The 22,542-nt window shown below is 38.7% G+C and carries 18 protein-coding genes; 16 read left to right on the plus strand and 2 right to left on the minus strand.

The window, feature by feature from the left end; all coding sequences use genetic code 11:
• Nucleotides 1-121 precede the first annotated feature (121 nt).
• The 9 genes from xylA (at nt 122) to OK414_RS09715 (ending at nt 11,170) form a co-directional block, all read left to right on the plus strand.
• Nucleotides 122-1,459 (plus strand): xylose isomerase, encoded by a 1,338-nt coding sequence (gene xylA / locus OK414_RS09675; protein ID WP_263045541.1) that lies wholly within the window; start codon nt 122-124, stop codon nt 1,457-1,459.
• Nucleotides 1,460-1,517: 58 nt separating this feature from the next.
• The gene (gene xylB, locus OK414_RS09680; protein WP_263045542.1) at nt 1,518-3,020 is read left to right on the plus strand and encodes a xylulokinase; all 1,503 of its coding nucleotides are present in this window, start codon (nt 1,518-1,520) and stop codon (nt 3,018-3,020) included.
• 301 nt (nt 3,021-3,321) lie between these two features.
• Nucleotides 3,322-4,743: a D-xylose transporter XylE gene (gene xylE, locus OK414_RS09685; protein WP_263045543.1), complete on the plus strand. Its 1,422-nt coding sequence runs from the start codon at nt 3,322-3,324 to the stop codon at nt 4,741-4,743.
• A gap of 745 nt (nt 4,744-5,488) precedes the next feature.
• Entirely contained in the window at nt 5,489-6,427 is a 939-nt protein-coding gene (locus OK414_RS09690) for a cytochrome c oxidase subunit II (RefSeq protein ID WP_404932067.1), read from the plus strand.
• A 1-nt stretch (nt 6,428) separates the two neighbouring features.
• Nucleotides 6,429-8,396 carry a cytochrome aa3 quinol oxidase subunit I gene (qoxB, locus tag OK414_RS09695; protein WP_258356159.1) on the plus strand — a complete coding sequence of 656 codons (1,968 nt, stop codon included), beginning with the start codon at nt 6,429-6,431 and terminating at the stop codon, nt 8,394-8,396.
• Between the two features lies 1 nt (nt 8,397).
• Nucleotides 8,398-8,997: a cytochrome o ubiquinol oxidase subunit III gene (gene cyoC, locus OK414_RS09700; RefSeq protein WP_205662730.1), complete on the plus strand. Its 600-nt coding sequence runs from the start codon at nt 8,398-8,400 to the stop codon at nt 8,995-8,997.
• Entirely contained in the window at nt 8,998-9,294 is a 297-nt protein-coding gene (cyoD, locus tag OK414_RS09705; protein WP_013056574.1) for a cytochrome o ubiquinol oxidase subunit IV, read from the plus strand.
• 150 nt (nt 9,295-9,444) lie between these two features.
• The gene (locus OK414_RS09710; protein ID WP_026106550.1) at nt 9,445-9,939 is read left to right on the plus strand and encodes a universal stress protein; all 495 of its coding nucleotides are present in this window, start codon (nt 9,445-9,447) and stop codon (nt 9,937-9,939) included.
• A 346-nt stretch (nt 9,940-10,285) separates the two neighbouring features.
• Nucleotides 10,286-11,170 carry an SDR family oxidoreductase gene (locus OK414_RS09715; RefSeq protein ID WP_016763765.1) on the plus strand — a complete coding sequence of 295 codons (885 nt, stop codon included), beginning with the start codon at nt 10,286-10,288 and terminating at the stop codon, nt 11,168-11,170.
• Nucleotides 11,171-11,226: 56 nt separating this feature from the next.
• Here OK414_RS09715 and OK414_RS09720 read toward each other — a convergent pair whose 3' ends face one another.
• Entirely contained in the window at nt 11,227-12,129 is a 903-nt protein-coding gene (locus OK414_RS09720) for a COX15/CtaA family protein (RefSeq protein ID WP_263045545.1), read from the minus strand.
• Nucleotides 12,130-12,519: 390 nt separating this feature from the next.
• On the opposite strand from OK414_RS09720, the gene OK414_RS09725 reads away from it, so the two are divergent.
• The 3 genes from OK414_RS09725 to OK414_RS09735 all read left to right on the plus strand — a co-directional run bounded on the left by OK414_RS09725 (nt 12,520) and on the right by OK414_RS09735 (nt 15,951).
• On the plus strand, nt 12,520-13,956 hold the full coding sequence (locus OK414_RS09725) for an NAD(P)-binding domain-containing protein (protein WP_263045546.1): 1,437 nt from the start codon (nt 12,520-12,522) through the stop codon (nt 13,954-13,956).
• Between the two features lie 36 nt (nt 13,957-13,992).
• Complete coding sequence (locus tag OK414_RS09730; protein WP_205662733.1) at nt 13,993-14,319, plus strand: Na-translocating system protein MpsC family protein; 327 nt, start codon at nt 13,993-13,995, stop codon at nt 14,317-14,319.
• Between the two features lie 255 nt (nt 14,320-14,574).
• Nucleotides 14,575-15,951 carry an NCS2 family permease gene (locus tag OK414_RS09735; protein ID WP_263045547.1) on the plus strand — a complete coding sequence of 459 codons (1,377 nt, stop codon included), beginning with the start codon at nt 14,575-14,577 and terminating at the stop codon, nt 15,949-15,951.
• 79 nt (nt 15,952-16,030) lie between these two features.
• Here OK414_RS09735 and OK414_RS09740 read toward each other — a convergent pair whose 3' ends face one another.
• A complete protein-coding gene (locus tag OK414_RS09740) occupies nt 16,031-17,365 on the minus strand; it encodes an ArsB/NhaD family transporter (RefSeq protein ID WP_013082773.1) in 1,335 nt (444 codons plus the stop codon).
• Between the two features lie 473 nt (nt 17,366-17,838).
• On the opposite strand from OK414_RS09740, the gene OK414_RS09745 reads away from it, so the two are divergent.
• From OK414_RS09745 to lpdA, 4 genes are read left to right on the plus strand one after another with little or no spacing between them, the layout of a single operon-like run.
• Entirely contained in the window at nt 17,839-18,831 is a 993-nt protein-coding gene (locus tag OK414_RS09745; RefSeq protein ID WP_034652824.1) for a thiamine pyrophosphate-dependent dehydrogenase E1 component subunit alpha, read from the plus strand.
• Between the two features lie 18 nt (nt 18,832-18,849).
• A complete protein-coding gene (locus OK414_RS09750; RefSeq protein WP_013082775.1) occupies nt 18,850-19,884 on the plus strand; it encodes an alpha-ketoacid dehydrogenase subunit beta in 1,035 nt (344 codons plus the stop codon).
• 25 nt (nt 19,885-19,909) lie between these two features.
• Entirely contained in the window at nt 19,910-21,136 is a 1,227-nt protein-coding gene (locus tag OK414_RS09755) for a dihydrolipoamide acetyltransferase family protein (protein ID WP_016763770.1), read from the plus strand.
• A 15-nt stretch (nt 21,137-21,151) separates the two neighbouring features.
• Nucleotides 21,152-22,531, plus strand: a complete 1,380-nt coding sequence (gene lpdA, locus OK414_RS09760; RefSeq protein ID WP_263045548.1) for a dihydrolipoyl dehydrogenase — start codon at nt 21,152-21,154, stop codon at nt 22,529-22,531.
• Nucleotides 22,532-22,542 lie beyond the last annotated feature (11 nt).

The following is a 22,542-nucleotide window of genomic DNA, read 5'->3' on the forward strand; positions in this document are numbered from 1 at the left end:
TGAAATAAACATTTATTTTGTATATGATGAGATAAAGTTAGTTTATTGGATAAACAAACTAACTCAATTAAGATAGTTGATGGATAAACTTGTTCACTTAAATCAAAGGGGGAAATGACAAATGGTCCAAACTAGTACTAATAAAATTAATTATTTTGAAAGCGCAAACAAAGTTTTATACGAAGGTAAAGATTCTAAAAATCCTTTAGCTTTTAAATACTATAACCCTGAAGAAGTAGTAGGCGGTAAAACGATGAAAGATCAGCTGCGTTTTTCTGTTGCTTACTGGCACACGTTTACAGCAGATGGTACGGATCCTTTTGGCGCAGCTACTATGCAAAGATCTTGGGATAGATATGATGGAATGGATTTAGTAAAAGCGAGAGTTGAGGCAGCTTTTCAACTTTTTGAAACATTAAATGTTCCATTCTTCGCATTTCATGATCGAGACATTGCTCCGGAGGGCAGTACGTTGCAAGAAACAAATAAAAATCTTGATGTTATCGTCACTATGATCAAAGAATACATGCAAACAAGTAACGTAAAGTTATTATGGAACACAGCGAATATGTTTACAAATCCCCGGTTCGTTCATGGTGCAGCTACTTCTTGTAATGCAGATGTATTTGCTTATGCGGCGGCTCAAGTAAAAAAGGGGCTTGAAACAGCAAAAGAACTAGGCGCAGAAAATTATGTATTCTGGGGCGGCCGTGAGGGATATGAAACACTGCTTAACACAAATTTGCAGTTAGAGTTAGATAACTTAGCCAGATTTATGCATATGGCTGTAGATTACGCAACCGAAATTGGATATAGGGGGCAGTTTTTAATTGAACCTAAACCTAAAGAGCCTACGACACATCAGTATGATACCGATGCAGCAACAACTATTTCATTTTTAAGACAATACGGGTTAGATAAATACTTCAAACTTAATCTAGAAGCTAACCACGCAACGTTAGCTGGGCATACATTTGAACACGAATTACGAGTAGCTAGAGTACAAGGCTTATTAGGATCAGTGGATGCAAACCAAGGTGACCCTCTTTTAGGCTGGGATACAGATGAATTCCCAACGGATTTATATTCTACAACGCTAGCGATGTATGAAATTCTGCAAAATGGAGGGCTGGGCAGCGGAGGATTAAACTTTGATGCCAAAGTGCGCAGAGGTTCTTTTGAACAAGACGATTTACTCTATGCTCATGTAGCAGGAATGGATGCGTTTGCTCGAGGATTGAAAGTAGCACATAAATTAGTAGAAGATCGTGTTTTCGAAAATGTTATCAACGAGCGCTACAGCAGCTTTAAAGAGGGAATTGGGCTTGAGATTGTGGAAGGAAAAGCTAACTTCCATACACTGGAGCAGTACGCGTTTAAAAATCCGAATATTGTGAATAAATCAGGAAGACAAGAACGATTAAAGGCCATTTTAAATCAATATATTTTGGAAGTTTAAAGGACAAACGAGAGTAGAAACGATTTCTACTCTCGTTTATAAACGCGGAGGTATCAAGATGAAATATGTAATTGGAATTGATCTAGGAACAAGCGCCGTAAAAACGATTTTAGTTGATACAAAAGGCAAGATTTGCGCTGTGGTTTCTAAGAATTATCCTCTCCTTCATGAAAAAACAGGGTATAGTGAACAGAATCCAGAAGAATGGGTTCAGCAGACGGCTAGTGCTTTAAGTGAATTAATTGCTAACGCTAATATAAAACCCGAAGATATAGAAGGAATTAGTTATTCTGGACAAATGCATGGCCTTGTGATGCTGGATGAAAACTACAACCTATTACGTAACGCTATTTTGTGGAATGATACAAGAACAACAGAACAATGTCATCATCTCTATAAAGTGATTGGAGAAAAACGTCTTTTAGAAATAACAAAAAACCAGGCTTTAGAAGGATTTACTCTTCCTAAGTTATTGTGGGTAAAAGAGTATGAACCGGAGATATTTGAAAAAACAGCTGTATTTATGCTGCCTAAAGATTATTTACGCTTTAAAATGACCGGCTTTATTCATAGTGAATATTCAGATGCTGCCGGTACATTATTATTAAACATCAGCAAGAAAAAATGGGATAGTGAGCTTTGCCAATTAGCAGGAATCAATATTAATCTTTGTCCGCCACTAGTCGAATCTAGTGAATGCATAGGCAATATTAGTGAATCATTCTCTCAAAAAACGGGGTTAGTCACTTCAACAAAAGTATTTGCAGGTGGAGCTGATAATGCTTGCGGAGCAATTGGCGCCGGCATTTTATCGCCAGGGGAAACACTATGTAGCATTGGGACATCGGGTGTTGTTCTTTCTTATGAGGAACGAAGCGATAGAGACTTTAATGGAAAAGTCCATTATTTTAATCATGGAAAAGAAAATGCCTTTTATACGATGGGCGTTACGCTATCTGCGGGTCACAGTTTAAGCTGGTTTAAGGAAAATTTCGCAGAAAACGACACGTTTGAAGAATTGTTGGCTGACCTAAAAAATGTACCAATCGGATCAAACGGCCTTTTATTTACCCCTTACTTAGTCGGGGAACGTACACCCCATGCAGATGCTACGATTCGGGGAAGTTTTATAGGAATGGATGCCTCTCATAAAAAGAGAGACTTTACGCGAGCAGTTATTGAAGGTATTACGTTTTCTTTAAATGAGTCAATTGAAATCTTTCGAGAAAACGGAAAGGAAATTACGTCTATTGTATCCATTGGGGGCGGAGCAAAAAATGATCATTGGCTTCAAATTCAAGCAGACGTTTTTAATGCAAAAATCGTAAAGTTGTCTACTGAACAAGGCCCAGCGTTAGGAGCAGCCATGCTAGCAGCTTATGGCTGTGGCTGGTATAACTCATTGGAAGAGTGTGCAAACGTATTTATTACGTCTTCGAAAACATATTATCCTAACGCAGAACATGTACAAGTCTATAAACAGCTTTATGAATTATATAAAGAAGTCTACCTTCAAACAAACGACTTAAGTAAAAAGCTAGGCGAATTTAAAAGGAAATAATAGGTTGCAAAATATGCAACCTTACTTTAAAAAGAAACTTCATATGAAAGTAGCTTGTATCAATTGATTATGGTTGTATATCGATATACCTGACACAAAAGGAAGTATAGAAAATGCTGTAGTAAGATTTGATTCACTAGAAAAATACGTACATTGGAGGGGAGGATAAGAGCAGTTAGTTGAATGGACGAAGAATATTTCTTTTGGGCTCCAAGAATTTGAAAACGCATTCAAATAAGTGTGAACTCAGTTAGAAATAGAACTTCTACTGTTACTCTTAACTAACTGCTTTTAACAACGCATGAAACAAAATCGAAACTCATTATATATTTTTTCTATTACCTTAGTTGCCGCTATCGGAGGGTTACTGTTTGGATATGACACAGCTGTAATATCTGGAGCTGAAGAATCATTAAAGGTGTATCTTATTGACAGCTTAGGGTTAGGATCTTTAGCACACGGTGTTACTGTATCAAGTGCTTTAATAGGATGTATTATTGGAGGATTGGTATCTGGTTATTTTGCGACGAAACTAGGACGCAAACAATCACTTATACTAGCAGCTATTCTTTTTATAGTCTCAGCGTTAGGAGCTTCTTATCCTGAGTTTTTATTTTTCACAAAAGGGGAACCGACACTTTCTTTGTTACTAGCTTTTAACTTCTACCGCATTATAGGTGGGATTGGTGTTGGCTTAGCATCAGCCATTTGTCCCATCTATATAGGAGAAATTGCACCGGCAGATATTCGCGGCAGATTGGTATCGTTCAATCAATTTATGATTATTTTTGGAATGTTAGTCGTTTACTTCGTGAATTGGGGTATTGCAAATGGGGAAACCTTAGAATGGATTAATGATGTAGGTTGGAGATACATGTTTGCTTCAGGAGCTATTCCAGCTTTACTCTTTGCAGCACTCTTGTTTTTAGTTCCTGAAACGCCTCGCTACTTAGCTATACAGAATCAAGATCAAAAAGCTTTAGCCATACTAACTAAAATTAATGGATCTTCAGAAGCGAAAGCAATTTTAGAAGATATTAAACAAACAATTTCTACCAATGTTTCGTCTGAAAAATTATTGGCATATGGAAAATTAGTTATCGTTGTAGGTATACTGCTTTCTGTATTTCAACAGTTTGTAGGAATCAATGTAGCTCTATATTATGCTCCGCGTATTTTTGAAAGCATGGGAGCAGCTAAAGGTTCTTCTATGCTGCAAACCATTATTATGGGATTAGTAAACGTTATTTTTACAGTAATTGCAATTTTGACAGTTGATCGTTTGGGAAGAAAACCTTTATTAATAACAGGGTCTATCGGAATGGCCATTGGAATGTTCGGTGTAGCAAGCATGGCTTTTTCAAACATCATTGGTATAGGGACGCTTGTATTTATCATTATTTATACAGCTTCCTTTATGACGTCATGGGGACCAATTTGTTGGGTGCTCATTTCAGAGATTTTTCCTAATAAAATTAGAGGTCGTGCTGTAGCTATTGCCGTAGCTGCTCAGTGGGCGGCTAACTATTTTATTTCCTCTACATATCCCGTGATGATGGAATATAGCGGAGGATTAACATATGGTTTTTACGGTTTAATGAGTGTACTTTCTGCTTTATTTGTCTGGAAATTTGTTCCTGAAACAAAAGGTAGAACTCTCGAACAAATGGAAAATATGTGGAGAAAAAAACAAGGGGCTTCAAAGAGTAAGAAAGTCATATAACCATTGAGCTTTTACTTAGAGGAAAGGTGAGTATAAAACTTTCAAAAACACCTAAAATAGTTTAGGTGTTTTTAATATGTAATCTTTATGAAGAAAGTGGATAGCTTTTTTAAAAGATATTGCTATAGTGATAAGTCTCTTTGAAAATAGAAATATAGTTTTCTTTATGAGGGGTGTTTCATCGTAAATATAAATAACGGTGCAATGAATTCACAAAAAATCTGGGGGCATCCGCTATATACGGAATATCCTAAAGAATTAAAGTGTGAGCATGCTTCCTGGGTTCCCGCGTATCAGAATCGAAAAATGATTGATTGGATGTTTCAGCAGGTCAAATAAGCAAATTAGTAAATGTTAAAGCTTAATACTTCATCTAGTACTTACGAAAAACTCTTCCAGTTAATAAAAACTGGAAGAGTTTTTTGCTTTTATTAGGCTAGTCACAAGGCAATGCTGACCTTCCTCTTACACACCACATTTAACCAAATATGTGACGAAATTATGGTAAAGCCATTTAAAATAGATAAAAATCGCTTCAAGTGTGATAAATATCACACCTTTTAAACATACAACATGATAATTTTTTAGAAGTAAGCAATATGTCATGACAAACTTCAATATGTTAGGAGGTTTTTAGCCTTTTGATCTGTTGAGATGCATCTTTAATATGAACGTTTATATACCATTATTATGTACAGAGATTTAGAGGAAGGGAGCCTGAGCTTAGGTGAGAAAGCAAAAATCAATGCATATTAGCAGGTTAATCATTCTCTCCGTATTCATTACAATTTTTTTAGCAGGATGTGATAGTCGTTATTTGATTTTAAATCCGCAGGGGGCGGTGGCTCAAAAAGAATACCAGTTAATTATTTTTTCCATAATTTTATGCACAATTGTTGTGATTCCTGTTTTAGGTCTGCTTGTGTATATCGTTTTACGCTACCGTGATAAGCCTGGAAACAAAGCTCCGTATCGGCCAGACTGGGACGATAGCAAGCGTCTTGAATTTATTTGGTGGGGCATCCCCATTATTATTATCGGCATTTTAGGTTTTGCTACGGCCAAGACGACGTATGACTTAGTAGATCCGCCGAAAAAAGATGTAAAGCCGCTAACAATTGAAGTAACATCTCTTGATTGGAAATGGTTATTTCAATATCCGGATCAAGATATTGCGACAGTCAACTATGTAGAAATTCCAAAAGGTGTGCCTGTTCAATTCGTGCTAACGTCAGATGCACCTATGAATTCTTTTTGGGTACCTCAGCTGGGAGGACAATTATATACCATGCCGGGAATGGCAATGGGGCTGTGGCTGCAAGCTGATCACAAGGGAGAATACTTTGGTTCGGGTGCTAATTTTACGGGTGAAGGGTTCGCTCATATGAACTTTAAAGTTAAATCTACATCGACAAAAGAATTTAATCAATGGGTAAAGCAAGTGAAAGAAACATCACCAGCTTTAACAAAAGCTGATTATAGCAACCTTGCCCAACAAGGTCTTTCTCTAGAAAAATCGTATTCTACCATTCCTAAAGGCTTATTCCAAGAAATTGTCATTAAAAACGGCGGTCAATATTATAGTCAGCATCATCATATGAAAAATGAAGACATGAAGACTATGAATGTGGCTTCTGAAGAACAAGTACATGCACAGCACGAGCACCAGGAAGGAGGAAACTAAGTTGTTAGACAAATTAAAAGATTTTTCAACTCATTTTTTCGTGACAGGAGAACCGATGATTTACGGAGCAGATGTCGCCATTTTATTAACACTAGCCGGTATTATTTTTGTTCTTACTTACCTTAAAAAATGGAAGTGGCTATGGCGTGAGTGGCTCACAACGGTGGATCATAAAAAAATTGGCATTATGTATATGCTTTCTTCATTATTAATGCTGTTTCGAGGCGGAGTAGATGCATTATTAATGCGTATGCAACTAGCATTCCCTCAGTGGCATTTTCTAGATTCTAATCATTACAACGAAATTTTCACTACGCACGGAACCATTATGATTCTATTTATGGCAATGCCGCTTATGTTTGCTTTCTTTAACATTGTTGTGCCGCTTCAAATTGGAGCAAGAGATGTCGCCTATCCTTTTTTAAACGCGGTAAGCTTTTGGCTATTTTTCTTTGGCGCCATGCTTTTCAATTTGTCGTTTGTAATCGGAGGCTCGCCAGATGCAGGGTGGCTAAGTTATCCACCGCTTTCTGGCATGCAGTTCAGTCCTGGACCAGGTCAAGATTTTTATATTTGGGGCATTCAAATATCGGGTATTGGCAGCTTGGCTTCTGGAATTAATTTCATTATGACCATTTTAAAAATGCGTGCACCCGGTATGAAACTTATGCATATGCCGCTATTTACGTGGTCCGTTCTAGCAAGCTGTATTATTATCATTTTTGCGTTTCCTGTATTAACCGTAACGCTTGCTTTATTGTTTATTGACCGGTTCTTTGACGGACACTTATTTACTATGACCGGCGGAGGAAATCCAATGATGTACATTAACTTAATTTGGATGTGGGGACATCCTGAAGTGTATATCGTTGTACTTCCTGCATTCGGCATTTTTTCTGAAATCGTTGCAACGTTTTCTCAAAAGAAAATATTTGGCTATAAATCTATGGTTTTTTCAATGATGATTATTAGCGTTCTATCCTATTTTACATGGGTACATCATTTCTTTACTATGGGTGCAGGTGCTAATGTGAATGTGTTTTTTGCTATTACGACGATGGCTATCGGAATTCCAACGGGCGTTAAAGTGTTCAACTGGTTATTTACGATGTTCCGCGGCCGTATTCAAATGACGCAGCCAATGCTATGGACAATTGCTTTTATCCCGTGCTTTGTTGTGGGAGGAGCAACGGGTGTTATGCTTTCAGCAGCTCCTGCAGACTATCAGTATCATAATAGCTACTTTTTAGTTGCACACTTTCACCAAGTGTTAATTGGAGGCGTTGTATTCGGCTTTTTTGCAGGTTTGTACTATTGGTGGCCAAAAATGTTTGGCTTTAAACTCAATGACCGTCTTGGTAAATGGGCGTTTTGGACGTGGAATATTGGTTTTTACGTATGCTTCATGCCTCAATACGCATTAGGGTTTATGGGAATGACGCGCCGTATTTATACGTACGACTTTGACATGGGATGGGGACCGCTGAACGTTATCTCTACAGTCGGAGCTTTCTTTATGGGCATAGGGTTTATCTTTCAAGCATGGCAGATTCTTCATGGCATTAAGTACGGAGAACGAGATGTAACAGGGGATCCTTGGAATGGACGTACATTAGAATGGTCCATCCCTTCACCGCCGCCGCACTACAATTTTGCAGTGATTCCAACAGTAACGGGGCAAGATGCGTGGTGGACAATAAAAGAAGAAAGAAAAAAGAAAAAAGCGAAGGAAACAGCTACTTTCTCTCCGATTCATATGCCTAAGAATTCAGGTATTCCATTTATCATGTCGGTTTTCTGGTTCATTGCTGGTTTTGGCTTAACGTTCCACTGGGTGTGGATGGCGATATTCGGTTTGACAGGAGTCGGAGCTTGTTTACTAGCTCGTTCTTTTCAATACAACTCGGACTATTATATTCCGGTGGATGAAATTCGACATACAGAAGATTCAGTAGGGAGGGTTGGCTGACATGGCATATGCGACAGCGCACCACGAAGAACATCATGATGAACATGATGAAGGAATCAAAGTTATAGGTTTTTGGCTTTTCCTCGTAACGGACTGCATCTTATTTGGAGCATTATTTGCTACGTATGCCGTTCTTGTTAATCATACTGCGGGAGGCCTTACAGGAAAGGAATTTTTTGAAGTTCCAGGATTTGTTTCTGAAACGTTTATCTTATTAACGAGCAGCTTTACGAGCGGATTAGCTGTGCTGAGCATGCACAAGGGAAAAATAAAGCCTTTAATTGGCTGGCTAATCGTAACTCTGCTTTTAGGTATGTGCTTTGTTGGCCTTGAAATTCATGAATTTCAAACAATGGTTCACAAAGGAGCAACCATTTCCACCAGCGCATTTTTTACAGCTTTCTATACGCTAGTTAGTACGCACGGGCTGCACGTTTCTGTCGGCATCATTTGGATGATTTCAATTACAATCCAGTTAAAACGATACGGAATTACCTCTGTAACAAAGCGAAAAGTGACGATTATCAGCTTATACTGGCATTTTCTTGATGCCGTCTGGATCTTCCTTTACACGGTTGTGTATTTAATGGGGGTAATGTAGATGGAGAACCACGGGTCATTAAAAGCTTATACAATAGGATTTATTTTCTCGATTATTTTAACCGTTATTCCTCTGATGCTGGTACTAAACCATGTATTTGCTAAAAATATATTATTAGCCAGTATTCTAGGAATGGCCGTGCTTCAATTTTTCATTCAACTGTTTTTCTTCATGCATATTAAAGACGGAGAGAAGCCCCGTTATAATGTGATGGCTTTAATACTTGGAATCGTTTTTGTTATTACGATTGTAGCAGGATCTATTTGGATCATGACTTTTAACTCTCAAGTTCAATAAAAATAGAGCCGTGTACGATGTGCACGGCTCTATTTTTTATTAATTCCTCTAACTTGTGATAAAAATCACATACTTTCGTTTGCGCAAGAAGTACAATAAAAGTGTAGCAAAGAAAGTTCTTTATAAACGAAAGACAAAGGAGAGATTATGATGAATATGGCTTATCGTAACATCCTCGTAGCAGTAGACGGTTCCGTAGAAGCGGAGTGGGCATTCAAAAAAGCAGTTAACAGTGCGAAAAAAAATAACGCTCATTTGATAATTTGTCACGTTATCGACATACAGGCGCTAAGTCCATCACCTTATGCATTCTATACGGATACACGCTTTCAAGACGCAGAGAAATTTGCTGAAGAACTTTTAACCAACTATAGTAACCTAGCCATTAAGGCTGGAGTAACGAAAGTCGAAACATTAATTGAACATGGTTCTCCTAAAACAAAAATATCTAAAAAAATTGCTCCTGATAAGCACGTTGATTTAATTGTATGCGGTGCAACGGGGTTAAATGCAGTAGAGCGCATTTTAATTGGAAGCGTATCTCAGCATATTTTACGCTATGCCAAATGTGATGTGTTAATCGTTCGCACTCCTAAAGAAGCCGAAGAAGAATCAAAGCCTTTACAAGTGGAACTAACAGAGTAGCGGGCACAGACGAGAAAGAAAGATTATTGTTCACAGCAAAATACAAAGCTCTCACCATTTATTTAAAGAGGGGAGATAAATGTATTTTAGTTGAAAGAAGATCCGAACGAGGAATCGAGATTCTTAATAGAGAATTCGACTCGTTCGGATTTTTTTATTGTGATGGTAAACGTAGGTTTCACGTATGCAGCTGTTTTTAGCTGTTGATTGAAGGGAAAAGGTAATGAAAGAAAAGTGAGGATAATAGACATCAAGCATGTTTACTAAAGAAGAGGACGGGAAGAACAAGTATATAGAAAACTTTCCCTTAGTTGGTTAAGGATTCATTAATAAAGGAGTGACGAATATGTCAAAACTAAATAATCCATTAACTCAATATTTCCATGAAGACTATCCAAAACAGTATCAAGAACCGCCTGGTGTACAAAAAGAAATGAACGTCATCCCGGACTGCGGGGAAAACAGTTACATAGGTGCAGGTAAATTAAAAGGCAGAAAAGCTCTTGTGACAGGCGGAGATTCAGGTATTGGCCGAGCAGCAGCTATTGCTTACGCAAGAGAAGGAGCCGACGTTGCGCTTAATTACTTGCCACAAGAGCAAGCGGATGCAGAAGAAGTAAAAAAGCTTATTGAAGCAGAAGGAAGAAAAGCAGTACTCATACCTGGTGATGTAGGCGAAGAATCTTTTTGCAAGGAGCTAGTAGAAAAAGCTTATAAAGAATTAGATGGATTAGACGTTTTAGCACTCGTAGCAGGTAAACAGCAGGCAGTAGAAGATCTTGCTGATTTAGAAACGGACCAGCTGCGCAAAACCTTTGAAGTAAATGTATTCTCTTTATATTGGACCGTAAAAGCAGCGCTGCCTTATTTACCAGCAGGTGCTTCGATTATTACCACAAGTTCTGTACAAGGCTATAGCCCAAGTCCTAATCTATTAGATTATGCAGCTACAAAGTTTGCCATTAACGGATTCACTCGCGGACTAGCCAAGCAACTAGCTCCAAAAGGTATTCGCGTCAACTCAGTTGCTCCAGGACCTATCTGGACGCCGCTGCAAATTTCTGGAGGGCAGCCAAGCGATGCTATTCCAGGCTTTGGACAAGATACACCTCTACAGCGTGCTGGTCAGCCGGTAGAGTTAGCAAATGTATACGTATTTTTAGCTTCAACGGATGCAAGCTATGTAACAGCTCAAGTTTACGGAATTACAGGCGGAATAGAACTAGCTTAACTCAAAAAAAACACGTGCAGTTATGAACTGCACGTGTTTTTTAAGTTATTTCTGTTTTAATGTCTTCTTCCTTTTAAAGTCTGTACACAAATGTAGCTAAGGGTAGCGAATAACGCTGTAATAAATGCCGAGTGAGACAGTGTAGCAAAGACATTTAAACGAGACATGACAACAAATATACCGCTAAATATTTGAGCAATGGTTAAAGCAACCGCAATGATGGACGCGTAGTAAATATCACGGCGGGTTTCTTTATACTGTTTGATGGCAGATACCATAATCCAAATGATAAGAACAAACAGCACAAGAGCAGCAAATCGGTGGGCAAAATGAATGCCCGTTGTTCCTGAAAGCTTTGGAATAAAAGTATTGCCATAACAAGCAGGAAAGCTTGTACACGCTAAGCTTGCACCTTTGTGACGCACATATGCACCTAAATAAATATCGCAATAGGTAAATATAAGCGTAAACCATGCGAGCCATCTAAATTTGCCTGTAACCGCTCCTTTAATAAAATGATCCGAACGATCCTTTTGAATAACAAATATTGAAAGTAAAAATACACCGGTAAACGCAATAAGCGAAAGACCGAAATGCAGTGCTAGCGCCTCAGCTGACTGAGGCCAGATAACTGCAGAAGCCCCGAGCAATGACTCGATAACGATAAATGCAATACTCATAATCGCTAAAATTTTCACTTCACGGTTTCTGCGATAACGAATCCAAGCCCAAATAGAAAATGCTAAAACAAGAAGACCTGCAAATGCGGTAATCAAACGATGCGTATATTCAATCATTGTTGCTACTGCGTATTCGGGTATTAACTGCCCGTTACACAATGGCCACTCGTTTCCGCACCCTAATCCAGATCCTGTGGTTGTGACCAGACTGCCGGCAATCATTAAAATAAACATAACAATCGTTGTAAATATAGCTGTTATTTTAAATAAATTTCTCATACGTTGACTCCCTTTGTTGAGTTACTAATTATGACTATAGATTTGATGAATAGGATAGTCAAGTAGTAGAGCGTAATTAACAAATAACTGTCACAAACTCGCACATGTTTCCCTTAAATTTGATGTCAGAAAAGCTTTCTTCACTAAGCTTTGTAATGGTTTTTTCTTTTTAAACAATGTAAATATGCTTTCATACATAAGATATAAAAAATTATATTAGTGATTTTATACAATTTGCAAAAAAAACTTTAGAGAGAATGGAGATACAATCATATTCCAAAAGTGATAATATAAATATAAATCAAATGATGTTACAAAACCTATCATTTTATGTTAGATATAAAATGAACTTTTTATCACGGAGAAACTTTATTGAAAGGAGAGATAACGATGAGCTTAGAAGCTTTAAATAAAAGAGTAGAAACCGATCTTTCTTACCTTTCCTTCAGGAAACTAACAGAAGTACAGCCAATTATCCCTAAGAGTGGACACGTATACGATGTAATCATTATTGGAGGAGGTCAAAGCGGGTTAGGAACGGCCTTTGGCTTGCTGCGAGAACGCGTGTCAAATATTCTTGTTATTGATGAAAACCGTTCGGGTTTAGAAGGTCCGTGGGAAACGTATGCACGAATGATTACGCTGAGAACACCCAAAAACTTAACATCTATCGATTTAGGTATGCCTTCGCTTACGTTTCAAGCGTGGTGGGAAGCACAATTTGGCTCAGAGGGCTGGGAAGCTCTTGACAAAATTCCAAGAGGAGAGTGGATGAATTATTTACGCTGGTACCGGAGCATTCTTAACCTTCCTGTGGCAAATGAAATAAAATTAACGTTAATTGAGCCGACGGAAACAGGTATTCATCGCTTGCATATTGAAGGGAATGGAGCTACATGTCCTACACTGATGGCACGTAAAGTTATACTAGCTACAGGAATTCAAGGAGGAGGAGAGTGGCATGTCCCGCCTATGATTTCTGAAAAATTGCCGCCTCATCTTTATTCTCACACTTCCCAAACCATTGATTTTACTACGTTGAAGAACAAAGAAGTAGCTGTTTTAGGAGGAGGAGCTTCCGCGTTTGACAATGCCAACTATGCGCTTTCTGAAGGGGTTGCTGAAGCTCATGTATTTGTTCGCCGAAAAGAACTTCCGCGTATTAACCCAATCAGACAAATGGAAGCTTCAGGAATGATTGAACGTTTCCACGCTTTGTCAGATGCTGAAAAATATGAAGTGATGGCTCATTTTTTCGAATACAACCAGCCGCCTACGAATGATACATTTGGACGCGCTTCCTCATGGCCAGGTTTTCATTTACACCTACATGCACCGTGGCTGGATGTCGAAGAAAAACAGGACAAAGCAGTTGTAACAACTCCTCAGGGAATCTTTACATTTGACTATTTAATTATTAGCACAGGGCTTCTAACTGATCCGGCTCTTCGTCCAGAATTACGCCTTGTTGAAAAACACATCGCCCGCTGGAGCGATCATTACAAAGCACCGCATGAAATTGCCAACCCAGTATTGGACGCCCATCCTTACCTTAGTAACGGCTTTGCTTTTTTAAGTCGTAATAGGGAAGGTCAAAAAATGGTATATGGCCTTTTTGCTTTTAATTATTCCGCTTTAATTAGCTGTGGAATTTCTGCATCCGCTCTTTCAGGGCTAAAATATGCGATACCAAAGCTCGTCTCAGAAGTCGCCAATCAGCTTTTTATTGATAATCGCCATGAGAATTTAACTAATTTCTTTGACTATGATGAGCCTGAATTTATCGGCAGCTGGTCAAAGGACAATAATCAAGTGAAAACAATATAGCAAAACACATTTTTAACAATGAAAAAGGTGAAGCATATGGAGCCGATCTCTAAAAAGAAGATAGCTACTTTGTATACTCAAATTAGCCAAGAGATTTTTAATGTAGGTGTGAATACTCAAAAAGTAGATATTATTGATAATAAAATTCTTATTCTAGCTCAATCAAAAAGAATGCCGGCACTAGAAGCCCTTAGTGAAGAATATAGAGAATTAGTGATGTCTCTTGATGCCGCTTTGTCGACTAAATATAAAAAAATGCTAAAGCAAAAAGTGGAGCTTTTATTTGATATCGAGGTCACTTCTTTATTTAGAGATTATGATCCTGTTACAGAGAATTCTTGTACAGTTATTTGCTTTAAATAACTTCTCTATATAAATGGCAAAACGTTCGATGAAATCGTTTGTTTCGCAAAACACGTAAAAGACGGATGCTTATCTTCTGTTTACAGAAGCAAAGAGCCGTGAAGATAGAAGGGTTTCCTTCTGTTTTCACGGCTCTTTTTATAGATATTTTCATAAAAAAGGAGTGGAAAAATGGCTACATATACACTTGTTAATAAAGGGGCTGTAAAAACTAGTTAAAAAAATCCAATCGATCATTAAAGGAGTGAAAAGCAAGTGGCGATAAATGAAAAAGTTGAAACTCAGCATATGGAACTAATAAAAAAATCAGCACCTAACCCTTCATGGTTGGATAAGCTGTTTCATTTAACCGAACGCAAAACAGATGTAAAAACAGAAATTCTTGCTGGAATTACTACTTTTGTGACGATGAGCTATATTATCTTTGTTAATCCGACGATTTTAGCAGACGCAGGCATTCCAAAAGAAGCGGCAATTGCAGCGACGATTTTTGCCACTGTCTTTGCTACTCTTTTGTTTGCATTATGGGCGAACATGCCTATTGCAGTAGCACCAGGAATGGGGCTGAACGCTTTTTTTACGTATACAGTGGTATTGGGTGAAGGGCTAACGTGGCAAACAGGTTTAGGAGCCGTATTTATTTCAGGGGTTGTATTTTTTATTTTAACGATAACAGGCTTACGCAAGAAGATTATTGAAGGGATACCCGCTATTTTAAAAAGTGCTATTTCTGTTGGAATCGGTCTATTTATTGCTTTTATCGGTTTTAAGCAAGCAGGCATTATTGTAAGCAACAAAGAAAATTTAGTAGCTCTTGGTCAGCTTACAAAACCGGGTCCATTCCTTGCTTTATTAGGTTTTATCGCGGTAACTGTATTAACTGCTCGAAAAATTAAAGGAGCTGCCCTGATTAGCATTTTGCTAGTATCAATTACCGGGATGGTGCTGGGCATAGTAGAAGCACCTAAAAGCATCAGCAGCGTTGTGTCATTTTCAATGCCGAGCATGTCAGAAACTTTTTTACAAATGGATATTAAATCTGCTCTCCATTACGGTCTTTTCTCTATTATTTTTTCATTTACGCTTGTGGAGCTATTCGATAATTTAGGATCGATGATTGGATTATCTAAAAAAGCTGGATTAATGGATGAAAAAGGAGAAATTAAGGGGTTAGATAAAGCGCTTGTGGCAGATTCTCTTGCGACTGTAGCCAGTGCTGCTATGGGATCTACTGCAATGAACGCATATGTAGAAAACGCTGCGGGAATTGCAGAAGGAGGCAAAACGGGCCTTAAAGCACTGGTCGTTGCCATATTGTTTTTAGTGAGTCTTTTATTTACGCCATTAATTAGTATTATTCCTTCTTTTGCTACAGCGCCTATTTTAATTATGGTTGGAGCTCTCATGTTGACAGAAATAAAAAACATTCCTTTAGACGAGATAACAGATGCTGTGCCTGCTTTTTGTACTATTAGTTTGATGCCGTTAACGTTTAGTATCGGCGAAGGCTTAGCGCTAGGGTTTTTATCTTATACATTCGTTAAATTGTTAGCCGGCAGGGCGAAGGAAATTCACTGGATTATGTATATGATTAGCGCCGCTTTTATTATCAACTTCGTTTGGGCTGCTTGAACGCATATATCTAGAGCAAAAAAGACTTCTCAGCTGAGAAGTCTTTTTACTGTTCATGTAAATTTTAATTGCTCTTTTCTTACAAGAATAAAAGATAGCGAAGAAAGATATATAACGTTGAAATCAAAAGAGATACAAGCATAATTGGAGCTCCAATTTTCAAAAAATCCATAAACGAAAATTTATGTCCTTTTTTTACAGCCATGCCAGCTACAATGACGTTGGCAGATGCTCCAATTAACGTACCGTTTCCTCCCAAACATGCTCCTAGAGCCAATGACCACCATAGTACATTGATTTGAGCAGAATCAGGGCTCATTCCCATTCCATGAGCCATATCTTGAATAAGTGGAATCATTGTAGCAACAAAAGGAATGTTATCAATAACAGCTGAAGCAATTCCGCTAATCCACAAAATCAGATAAGCTGACAGTGCGATATTGCCGTCTGTAACGTTTAACGCGCCAGCAGCCAGCTTTTTAATAATGCCTACATCAATTAAGCCTCCGACAAGAACAAACAAACCTGCAAAGAAAATAATCGTTGTCCATTCAACAGAATCAAATGCGCTTTCTACTTCATCATGAGTTCTTAATCCAATTACCAGTAGTACAGCAGCACCCGTAATGGCTACCATAGCCGCATCAATGTGCAAAACAGAATGCAGGGTAAAACCTAGAATCGTTAATACTAATACAGTTAACGATTTTTTCATTAAAACAGAATCTTGAATATAATCTTTTTCATTTAAACTCATTAGCTCTTGCTTTTTACTATCTTCTACTTTTAACTTTTTACGATAGATAAGAACAAGAATCCCCAGTGTAACAACACCGATAATCAGCACTGCAGGAGTTAAATTTAATAAAAAAGCATTAAAATCAAGGTGAGGGTTCGCTGCCCCAATCATGATATTAGGCGGGTCGCCTATTAAAGTTGCCGTTCCTCCAATATTTGAAAACAGCACTTCTGATATAAGAAACGGAAAAGGATTAATGTTTAAGATAGTAGTAATCGAAAATGTAACGGGAACAATTAATAACACGGTTGTCACATTGTCTAAAAAAGCTGAGCCGACGCCTGTTAAAATCGATAAAATAACTAGAATTCGAACCGGATCCCCTTTAGCAATTTTAGCAGACTTGATGGCTGCGTATTGAAACACGCCTGTTTTATTTGTAATGCCAACTAAAATCATCATACCCATAAGAAGGACAATTGTTTCCCACTGAATATGTTCGGTAATAGCATTATTAAAATCGACAATGCCTAACAAAATCATTAATATAGCACCTAAAAGAGCTGCTGAAGCGCGATTGATCTTTTCAGTCATAATCAGAAAATATGTAATGATAAATATAATAATGGCTGCGTATACATGGAAACTTGTAATGTGTTGAATTGCATTGTGCATAACTGTAACCTGGCGATATGTCATCTAGACGTCGCGAAGTGTAGATGACGCAAACTTTGGATGTTTTCCAGGTTTTCACCTCATCTTTCATCGTTTAATTTACATCCAACTTTACGGTGAAACTTCTATAAAATCCGCTTTCCTTTAACCAACCTCCTTTAAAAGCTTTGGTGTTCTTCAAAATGAAGACGATTCCTTCAGCATTATATCATATTTACATAAAAGCTTTCTTGCTAATTATTCATGTGATTTTCAACCCACACGCTTATTATGCACCTTAAATTCAGTTTACATAATTGATTCCTCTAAGATGGGACAAAGTTAGACAAAGTTGGAACAGTGTCCAATTTTGTCTAACTTTGTGAGAGCAAATAAAACAATGGATTGCTAAGATAAAGCGGTTTTCATGTTGGCACGGTACTTGCAAGAGTAATTAAGTGAAGTTTGATAATCAAATGAGGAGGCTTACCATAATGAAAACTGCTCAAAATAAAACAGAAAAGCTTACGAAAGAAAAAGCCAGCTGGATGTATCAGAAAATGGTAGAAATTCGAAAGTTTGAAGATGAAGTACATCAAATTTTTGCAAAAGGTGTACTGCCTGGTTTTGTTCATCTGTATGCAGGTGAAGAAGCGATAGCGGTTGGAATGTGCGCTCACCTTAATGACAATGACAGTATTACGAGCACTCATCGTGGACACGGTCATTGTATTGCTAAAGGCGGCGATTTGGATGGGATGATGGCTGAACTATTTGGGAAGGTAACCGGGTTAGGCAAAGGAAAAGGCGGATCTATGCATATCGCGGATTTAGATAAAGGAATTTTAGGAGCAAATGGAATTGTAGGAGGAGGATTTCCGCTTGCATGCGGTTCTGCTTTAACTGCTAAGTATAAAAAGACAAAAGATGTAAGCGTTTGCTTTTTTGGAGACGGAGCGGGCAATGAAGGAACGTTTCATGAAGGAATTAACTTAGCAGCCATTTGGAAACTGCCTGTTGTTTTTGTTGCTGAGAATAATGGCTACGGAGAGGCAACTCCATTTTCTTATGCTTCAAGCTGCAGCACGATTGCAGACCGTGCCGCAGCTTACAACATTCCAGGCGTACGAGTGGATGGAAAAGACGTGATGGCTGTTTATGAAGCAGCTGCAGAAGCTATTCAACGAGCTCGCAGAGGGGAAGGCCCAACGTTAATTGAATGTGTAACGTATCGAAATTACGGGCATTTCGAAGGAGACGCACAAACGTATAAATCAGGCAGTGAAAAGAAAGAACATCTCCAAGAAAAAGATGCTATTGCTCTTTTTGAAAACTATTTGCTTTCAGAACAAGTAGTAACAGAAAAAGAGCTCAGAGATATTGAAGGTGATGTAGAAAAAGCAGTAAAACGCGCGGTTGAGCTAGCAGAAACAAGCGATTATCCTGATGCTTCCGAACTATTAACAGATGTTTATGTATCTTACTAATTAAAGGGGGAAAAGAAGATGACTAGAAAATTAAGCATGTCTGAAGCTATCAATGAAGCAATGAAACTAGCGATGCGAAAAGATGAGAATGTGATTCTGCTGGGAGAAGATGTAGCTGGCGGAGCGGAAATTGACCACCTGCAAGATGATGAGGCGTGGGGCGGGGTCCTTGGAGTGACAAAGGGGCTTGTGCAAGAATTTGGACGTGAACGAATTCTTGATACGCCTATTTCAGAAGCAGCTTATATAGGAGCTGCAATGGGAGCGGCAGCTACGGGGTTAAGACCGGTTGCAGAATTAATGTTTAATGATTTTATTGGATGCTGCTTAGATCAAGTGCTGAATCAAGGCGCAAAATTTAGATACATGTTCGGAGGAAAAGCAGAAGTGCCTGTTACAATTCGAACGACTCATGGAGCTGGATTTAGAGCTGCAGCTCAGCATTCTCAGAGCTTGTACGCTTTGTTCACTAGCATTCCTGGCATTAAAGTAGTGGTCCCTTCTAATCCTTACGATGCAAAAGGTTTATTATTAGCAGCAATTGAAGACAATGATCCGGTTATCTTTTTTGAAGACAAAACATTGTACAACATGAAAGGTGAGGTTCCTGAAGGCTACTATACGATTCCATTAGGAAAAGCGGACGTGAAACGCGAAGGAACGGATTTAACTATTGTAGCGATTGGCAAACAAGTAAATACTGCACTTACAGCAGCAGATCAATTATCTCACAAAGGAATTGACGTAGAAGTAGTCGATCCGCGAAGTCTATCCCCTTTTGACGAAGAGACGATTCTTTCTTCTGTAGAAAAAACGAATCGATTAATTGTTATTGACGAAGCCAACCCAAGATGCAGCATAGCAACAGACATTGCTGCGCTAGTTGCTGATAAAGGATTCGACATGCTTGATGCACCTATTAAACGAATTACAGCGCCACATACACCTGTGCCATTTTCACCTCCATTAGAAGATATTTATCTGCCAACACCGCAAAAAGTAATTGAAGTTGTATCGGAGTTACTAGGAGATAAATCGCTTTTAAGCGTGTAAGTAAAGAGAAAGGAGGATGAATCAAATGGCTGCAGAGGTTGTAATGCCAAAACTAGGTATGGCAATGAAAGAAGGAACCGTTTCGACATGGAATAAAAAAGTTGGAGACTCCGTTTCAAAAGGAGATATGATTGCAAGCATTAATTCTGAAAAAATAGAAATGGAAATTGAAGCTCCGCAGGACGGTGTGATTCTTGATATTCTTGTGCAAGAAGATGTAGGGGTGCCTCCTGGAACGATTATCTGTTATGTTGGAAAGCCAAACGAGCAGCTTACTGAGCAAAACAGTTTAGCAAATGAGCTCCAGGCTCCCAAAAACGAAGTAGCTGCCACTATTTCTTTAGAAGAGCCGCCAGCAAACGCAGCTTCATCAAAGAAGAGCAAAGAAACGGTGCTTATTTCACCAATTGCACGGAAAATAGCAGAATCTGAAAACCTTAATGTTGAAACGATTAAAGGCACAGGACCAAAAGGAAGAATCACCAAAGCGGATGTAGAGAAAGTGCTGGCGGAAAGAGCTTCAGAAGCGAGTCGTCCACCAGCAGAAATAGATAAAGCTATAAAAAAAGAAACGCTTCCAGTAGCGGGTATGAGAAAAGTCATTGCAAGTCGAATGCATAATAGTTTATTAAACAGTGCCCAATTAACGATTAATATGAAAGCTGACGTGACGGATTTGCTGTCTCTGCAACGGGAAATCAAAGATGTGATCCAACAACGCCATAAGGTGAAGATATCTCTAACTGATTTTATTGCTCGCGCTGTTGTTCTTTCACTTCAAGAACATAAACAAATGAACAGTGCTTATATAGATAACGAAATTCATCTCTATAACCATGTTCATCTTGGAATGGCCGTAGCCTTAGAGAATGGGTTAGTAGTCCCTGTTGTGCAACATGCTGAAAAGATGTCGTTAGTTGAATTAGCTGCAGAGATCAAAACACGAGCAGCAGATGCTCGGCAAGGTCAACTGAGCACTGATAGGATGCAAGGTTCTACATTCACTATTACTAATCTCGGTGCTTACGGAGTAGAGTATTTTACACCTGTATTAAACCCGCCTGAAACAGGAATTCTTGGTGTTGGAGCTACTGAAGATGTACCGATGTATAAAGGAGACGAATTACAAAAAAGAAACTTGCTGCCTTTAAGCCTGACGTTTGATCATCGCGTACTGGACGGAGCACCTGCAGCTAATTTCCTTGGAACTATTAAACAATACTTAGAGCAACCTATTTTACTACTCTTATAGAAAGGGGTGCATTCCGTGAAACCTTTAGTTGTCATTGGCGGCGGTCCAGCAGGATATGTGGCGGCAATCACTGCCGCCCGGCAAGGAAAACAAGTTACGTTAATCGAACAAAAAGATTTAGGTGGAACCTGTTTAAATGAGGGCTGCATGCCAACAAAGTCATTATTAGCAAGCGCGGAAGCCTACGAGAAAATCAAGCAAGCTGAGCAATTCGGCATCAATCTTCCTTTAGAACAAGTGAAAATTAACTGGGATGGCGTTCAGCATCATAAAACAACCATTGTTAAAAACTTGGTCAAGGGAATTAGCTATTTGATGAAAAAGAACAGTATTAAAGTCATAAAAGGAGAAGCTTCTTTTTTGACAAATCATTGTCTAGCCGTGCGAAACGAAAATCACGTAGAAGAGATAGAGGCTGAACAGTTTATTATTGCTGCGGGTTCAGAACCTGCTAGCCTGCCATTTGCTCCTTTTGATGGAAAGTGGATCATTCACAGTAAACAAGCAATGTCGCTGCCTGCTATCCCTTCATCTCTTTTAATAGTAGGAGGGGGTGTAATTGGATGTGAATTTGCAAGCATTTACAGCCAAATGGGAACAAAAGTAACGATTGTGGAAGCGGCAGATCAGCTGCTTCCTGGTGAAGATGCCGACATCGCATTTACGTTACAGGAAGAATTAGAGAAAAAAGGCGTGGCAATTTATACATCCTCTTCGTTAACAGAAATGCAGCCAAAAGATAAAACAGCTCTATTTAAACATAAAGAAGAGCTGCATGAACTGAAGGCTGAGTATGCATTAATTTCAATTGGAAGAAAACCTAGAGTGCTAGGTTTGGGTTTAGAACAGGTTGGCGTACATTTTTCAAAACAAGGAATTGATGTTAATGAGCATATGCAAACGAATATACCTAATATCTATGCTTGTGGAGATGTAGTTGGCGGAATTCAGCTTGCTCATGTCGCCTTTCATGAAGGCACAGTTGCTGCTTTGCACGCATGCGGCAAAGATAAGAGCGTAAATTATCGAGCTGTACCCCGCTGTATTTATACTCACCCTGAAATTGCAAGTGTCGGTATGACAGAAAAGCAGGCTCGAAGCGAATACGGCGATATTCGCGTCGGAGAATTCTCGTTTACGGCAAATGGTAAAGCAATGATTGCAAATGAGTCCGTTGGAAAAGTGAAAGTAATCGTAGAACCGCAGTTTAATGAAATTATTGGGCTTTCCATTGTAGGTTCATATGCTACAGAATTAATTGGACAAGGAACCATTATGATGCACGGAGAGCTGACCACAGATATAATGGAAGACTTTATCGCTGCCCACCCTACATTATCTGAAGCCATTCACGAAGCTCTTTTGCAGTCGGCGGGTCAGGCCGTTCACTCCTGATTACGCAAGTG

Source organism: Priestia sp. JV24 (assembly GCF_025910025.1).
In the GTDB taxonomy this organism is placed as follows: Bacteria; Bacillota; Bacilli; order Bacillales; family Bacillaceae_H; genus Priestia; species Priestia megaterium.

What these genes read in the sequence shown, in the direction of transcription:
- OK414_RS09720 (WP_263045545.1), bottom strand. Translation starts at nt 12,129, where the DNA reads ATGAGAAATTTATTTAAAATAACAGCTATATTTACAACGATTGTTATG.
- OK414_RS09740 (WP_013082773.1), bottom strand. Translation starts at nt 17,365, where the DNA reads ATGCACAATGCAATTCAACACATTACAAGTTTCCATGTATACGCAGCC.
- xylB (WP_263045542.1), top strand. Translation starts at nt 1,518, where the DNA reads ATGAAATATGTAATTGGAATTGATCTAGGAACAAGCGCCGTAAAAACG.
- xylA (WP_263045541.1), top strand. Translation starts at nt 122, where the DNA reads ATGGTCCAAACTAGTACTAATAAAATTAATTATTTTGAAAGCGCAAAC.
- cyoC (WP_205662730.1), top strand. Translation starts at nt 8,398, where the DNA reads ATGGCATATGCGACAGCGCACCACGAAGAACATCATGATGAACATGAT.
- OK414_RS09715 (WP_016763765.1), top strand. Translation starts at nt 10,286, where the DNA reads ATGTCAAAACTAAATAATCCATTAACTCAATATTTCCATGAAGACTAT.
- OK414_RS09725 (WP_263045546.1), top strand. Translation starts at nt 12,520, where the DNA reads ATGAGCTTAGAAGCTTTAAATAAAAGAGTAGAAACCGATCTTTCTTAC.
- xylE (WP_263045543.1), top strand. Translation starts at nt 3,322, where the DNA reads ATGAAACAAAATCGAAACTCATTATATATTTTTTCTATTACCTTAGTT.
- cyoD (WP_013056574.1), top strand. Translation starts at nt 8,998, where the DNA reads ATGGAGAACCACGGGTCATTAAAAGCTTATACAATAGGATTTATTTTC.
- OK414_RS09755 (WP_016763770.1), top strand. Translation starts at nt 19,910, where the DNA reads ATGGCTGCAGAGGTTGTAATGCCAAAACTAGGTATGGCAATGAAAGAA.
- OK414_RS09745 (WP_034652824.1), top strand. Translation starts at nt 17,839, where the DNA reads ATGAAAACTGCTCAAAATAAAACAGAAAAGCTTACGAAAGAAAAAGCC.
- OK414_RS09750 (WP_013082775.1), top strand. Translation starts at nt 18,850, where the DNA reads ATGACTAGAAAATTAAGCATGTCTGAAGCTATCAATGAAGCAATGAAA.
- OK414_RS09690 (WP_404932067.1), top strand. Translation starts at nt 5,489, where the DNA reads ATGCATATTAGCAGGTTAATCATTCTCTCCGTATTCATTACAATTTTT.
- OK414_RS09710 (WP_026106550.1), top strand. Translation starts at nt 9,445, where the DNA reads ATGAATATGGCTTATCGTAACATCCTCGTAGCAGTAGACGGTTCCGTA.
- OK414_RS09730 (WP_205662733.1), top strand. Translation starts at nt 13,993, where the DNA reads ATGGAGCCGATCTCTAAAAAGAAGATAGCTACTTTGTATACTCAAATT.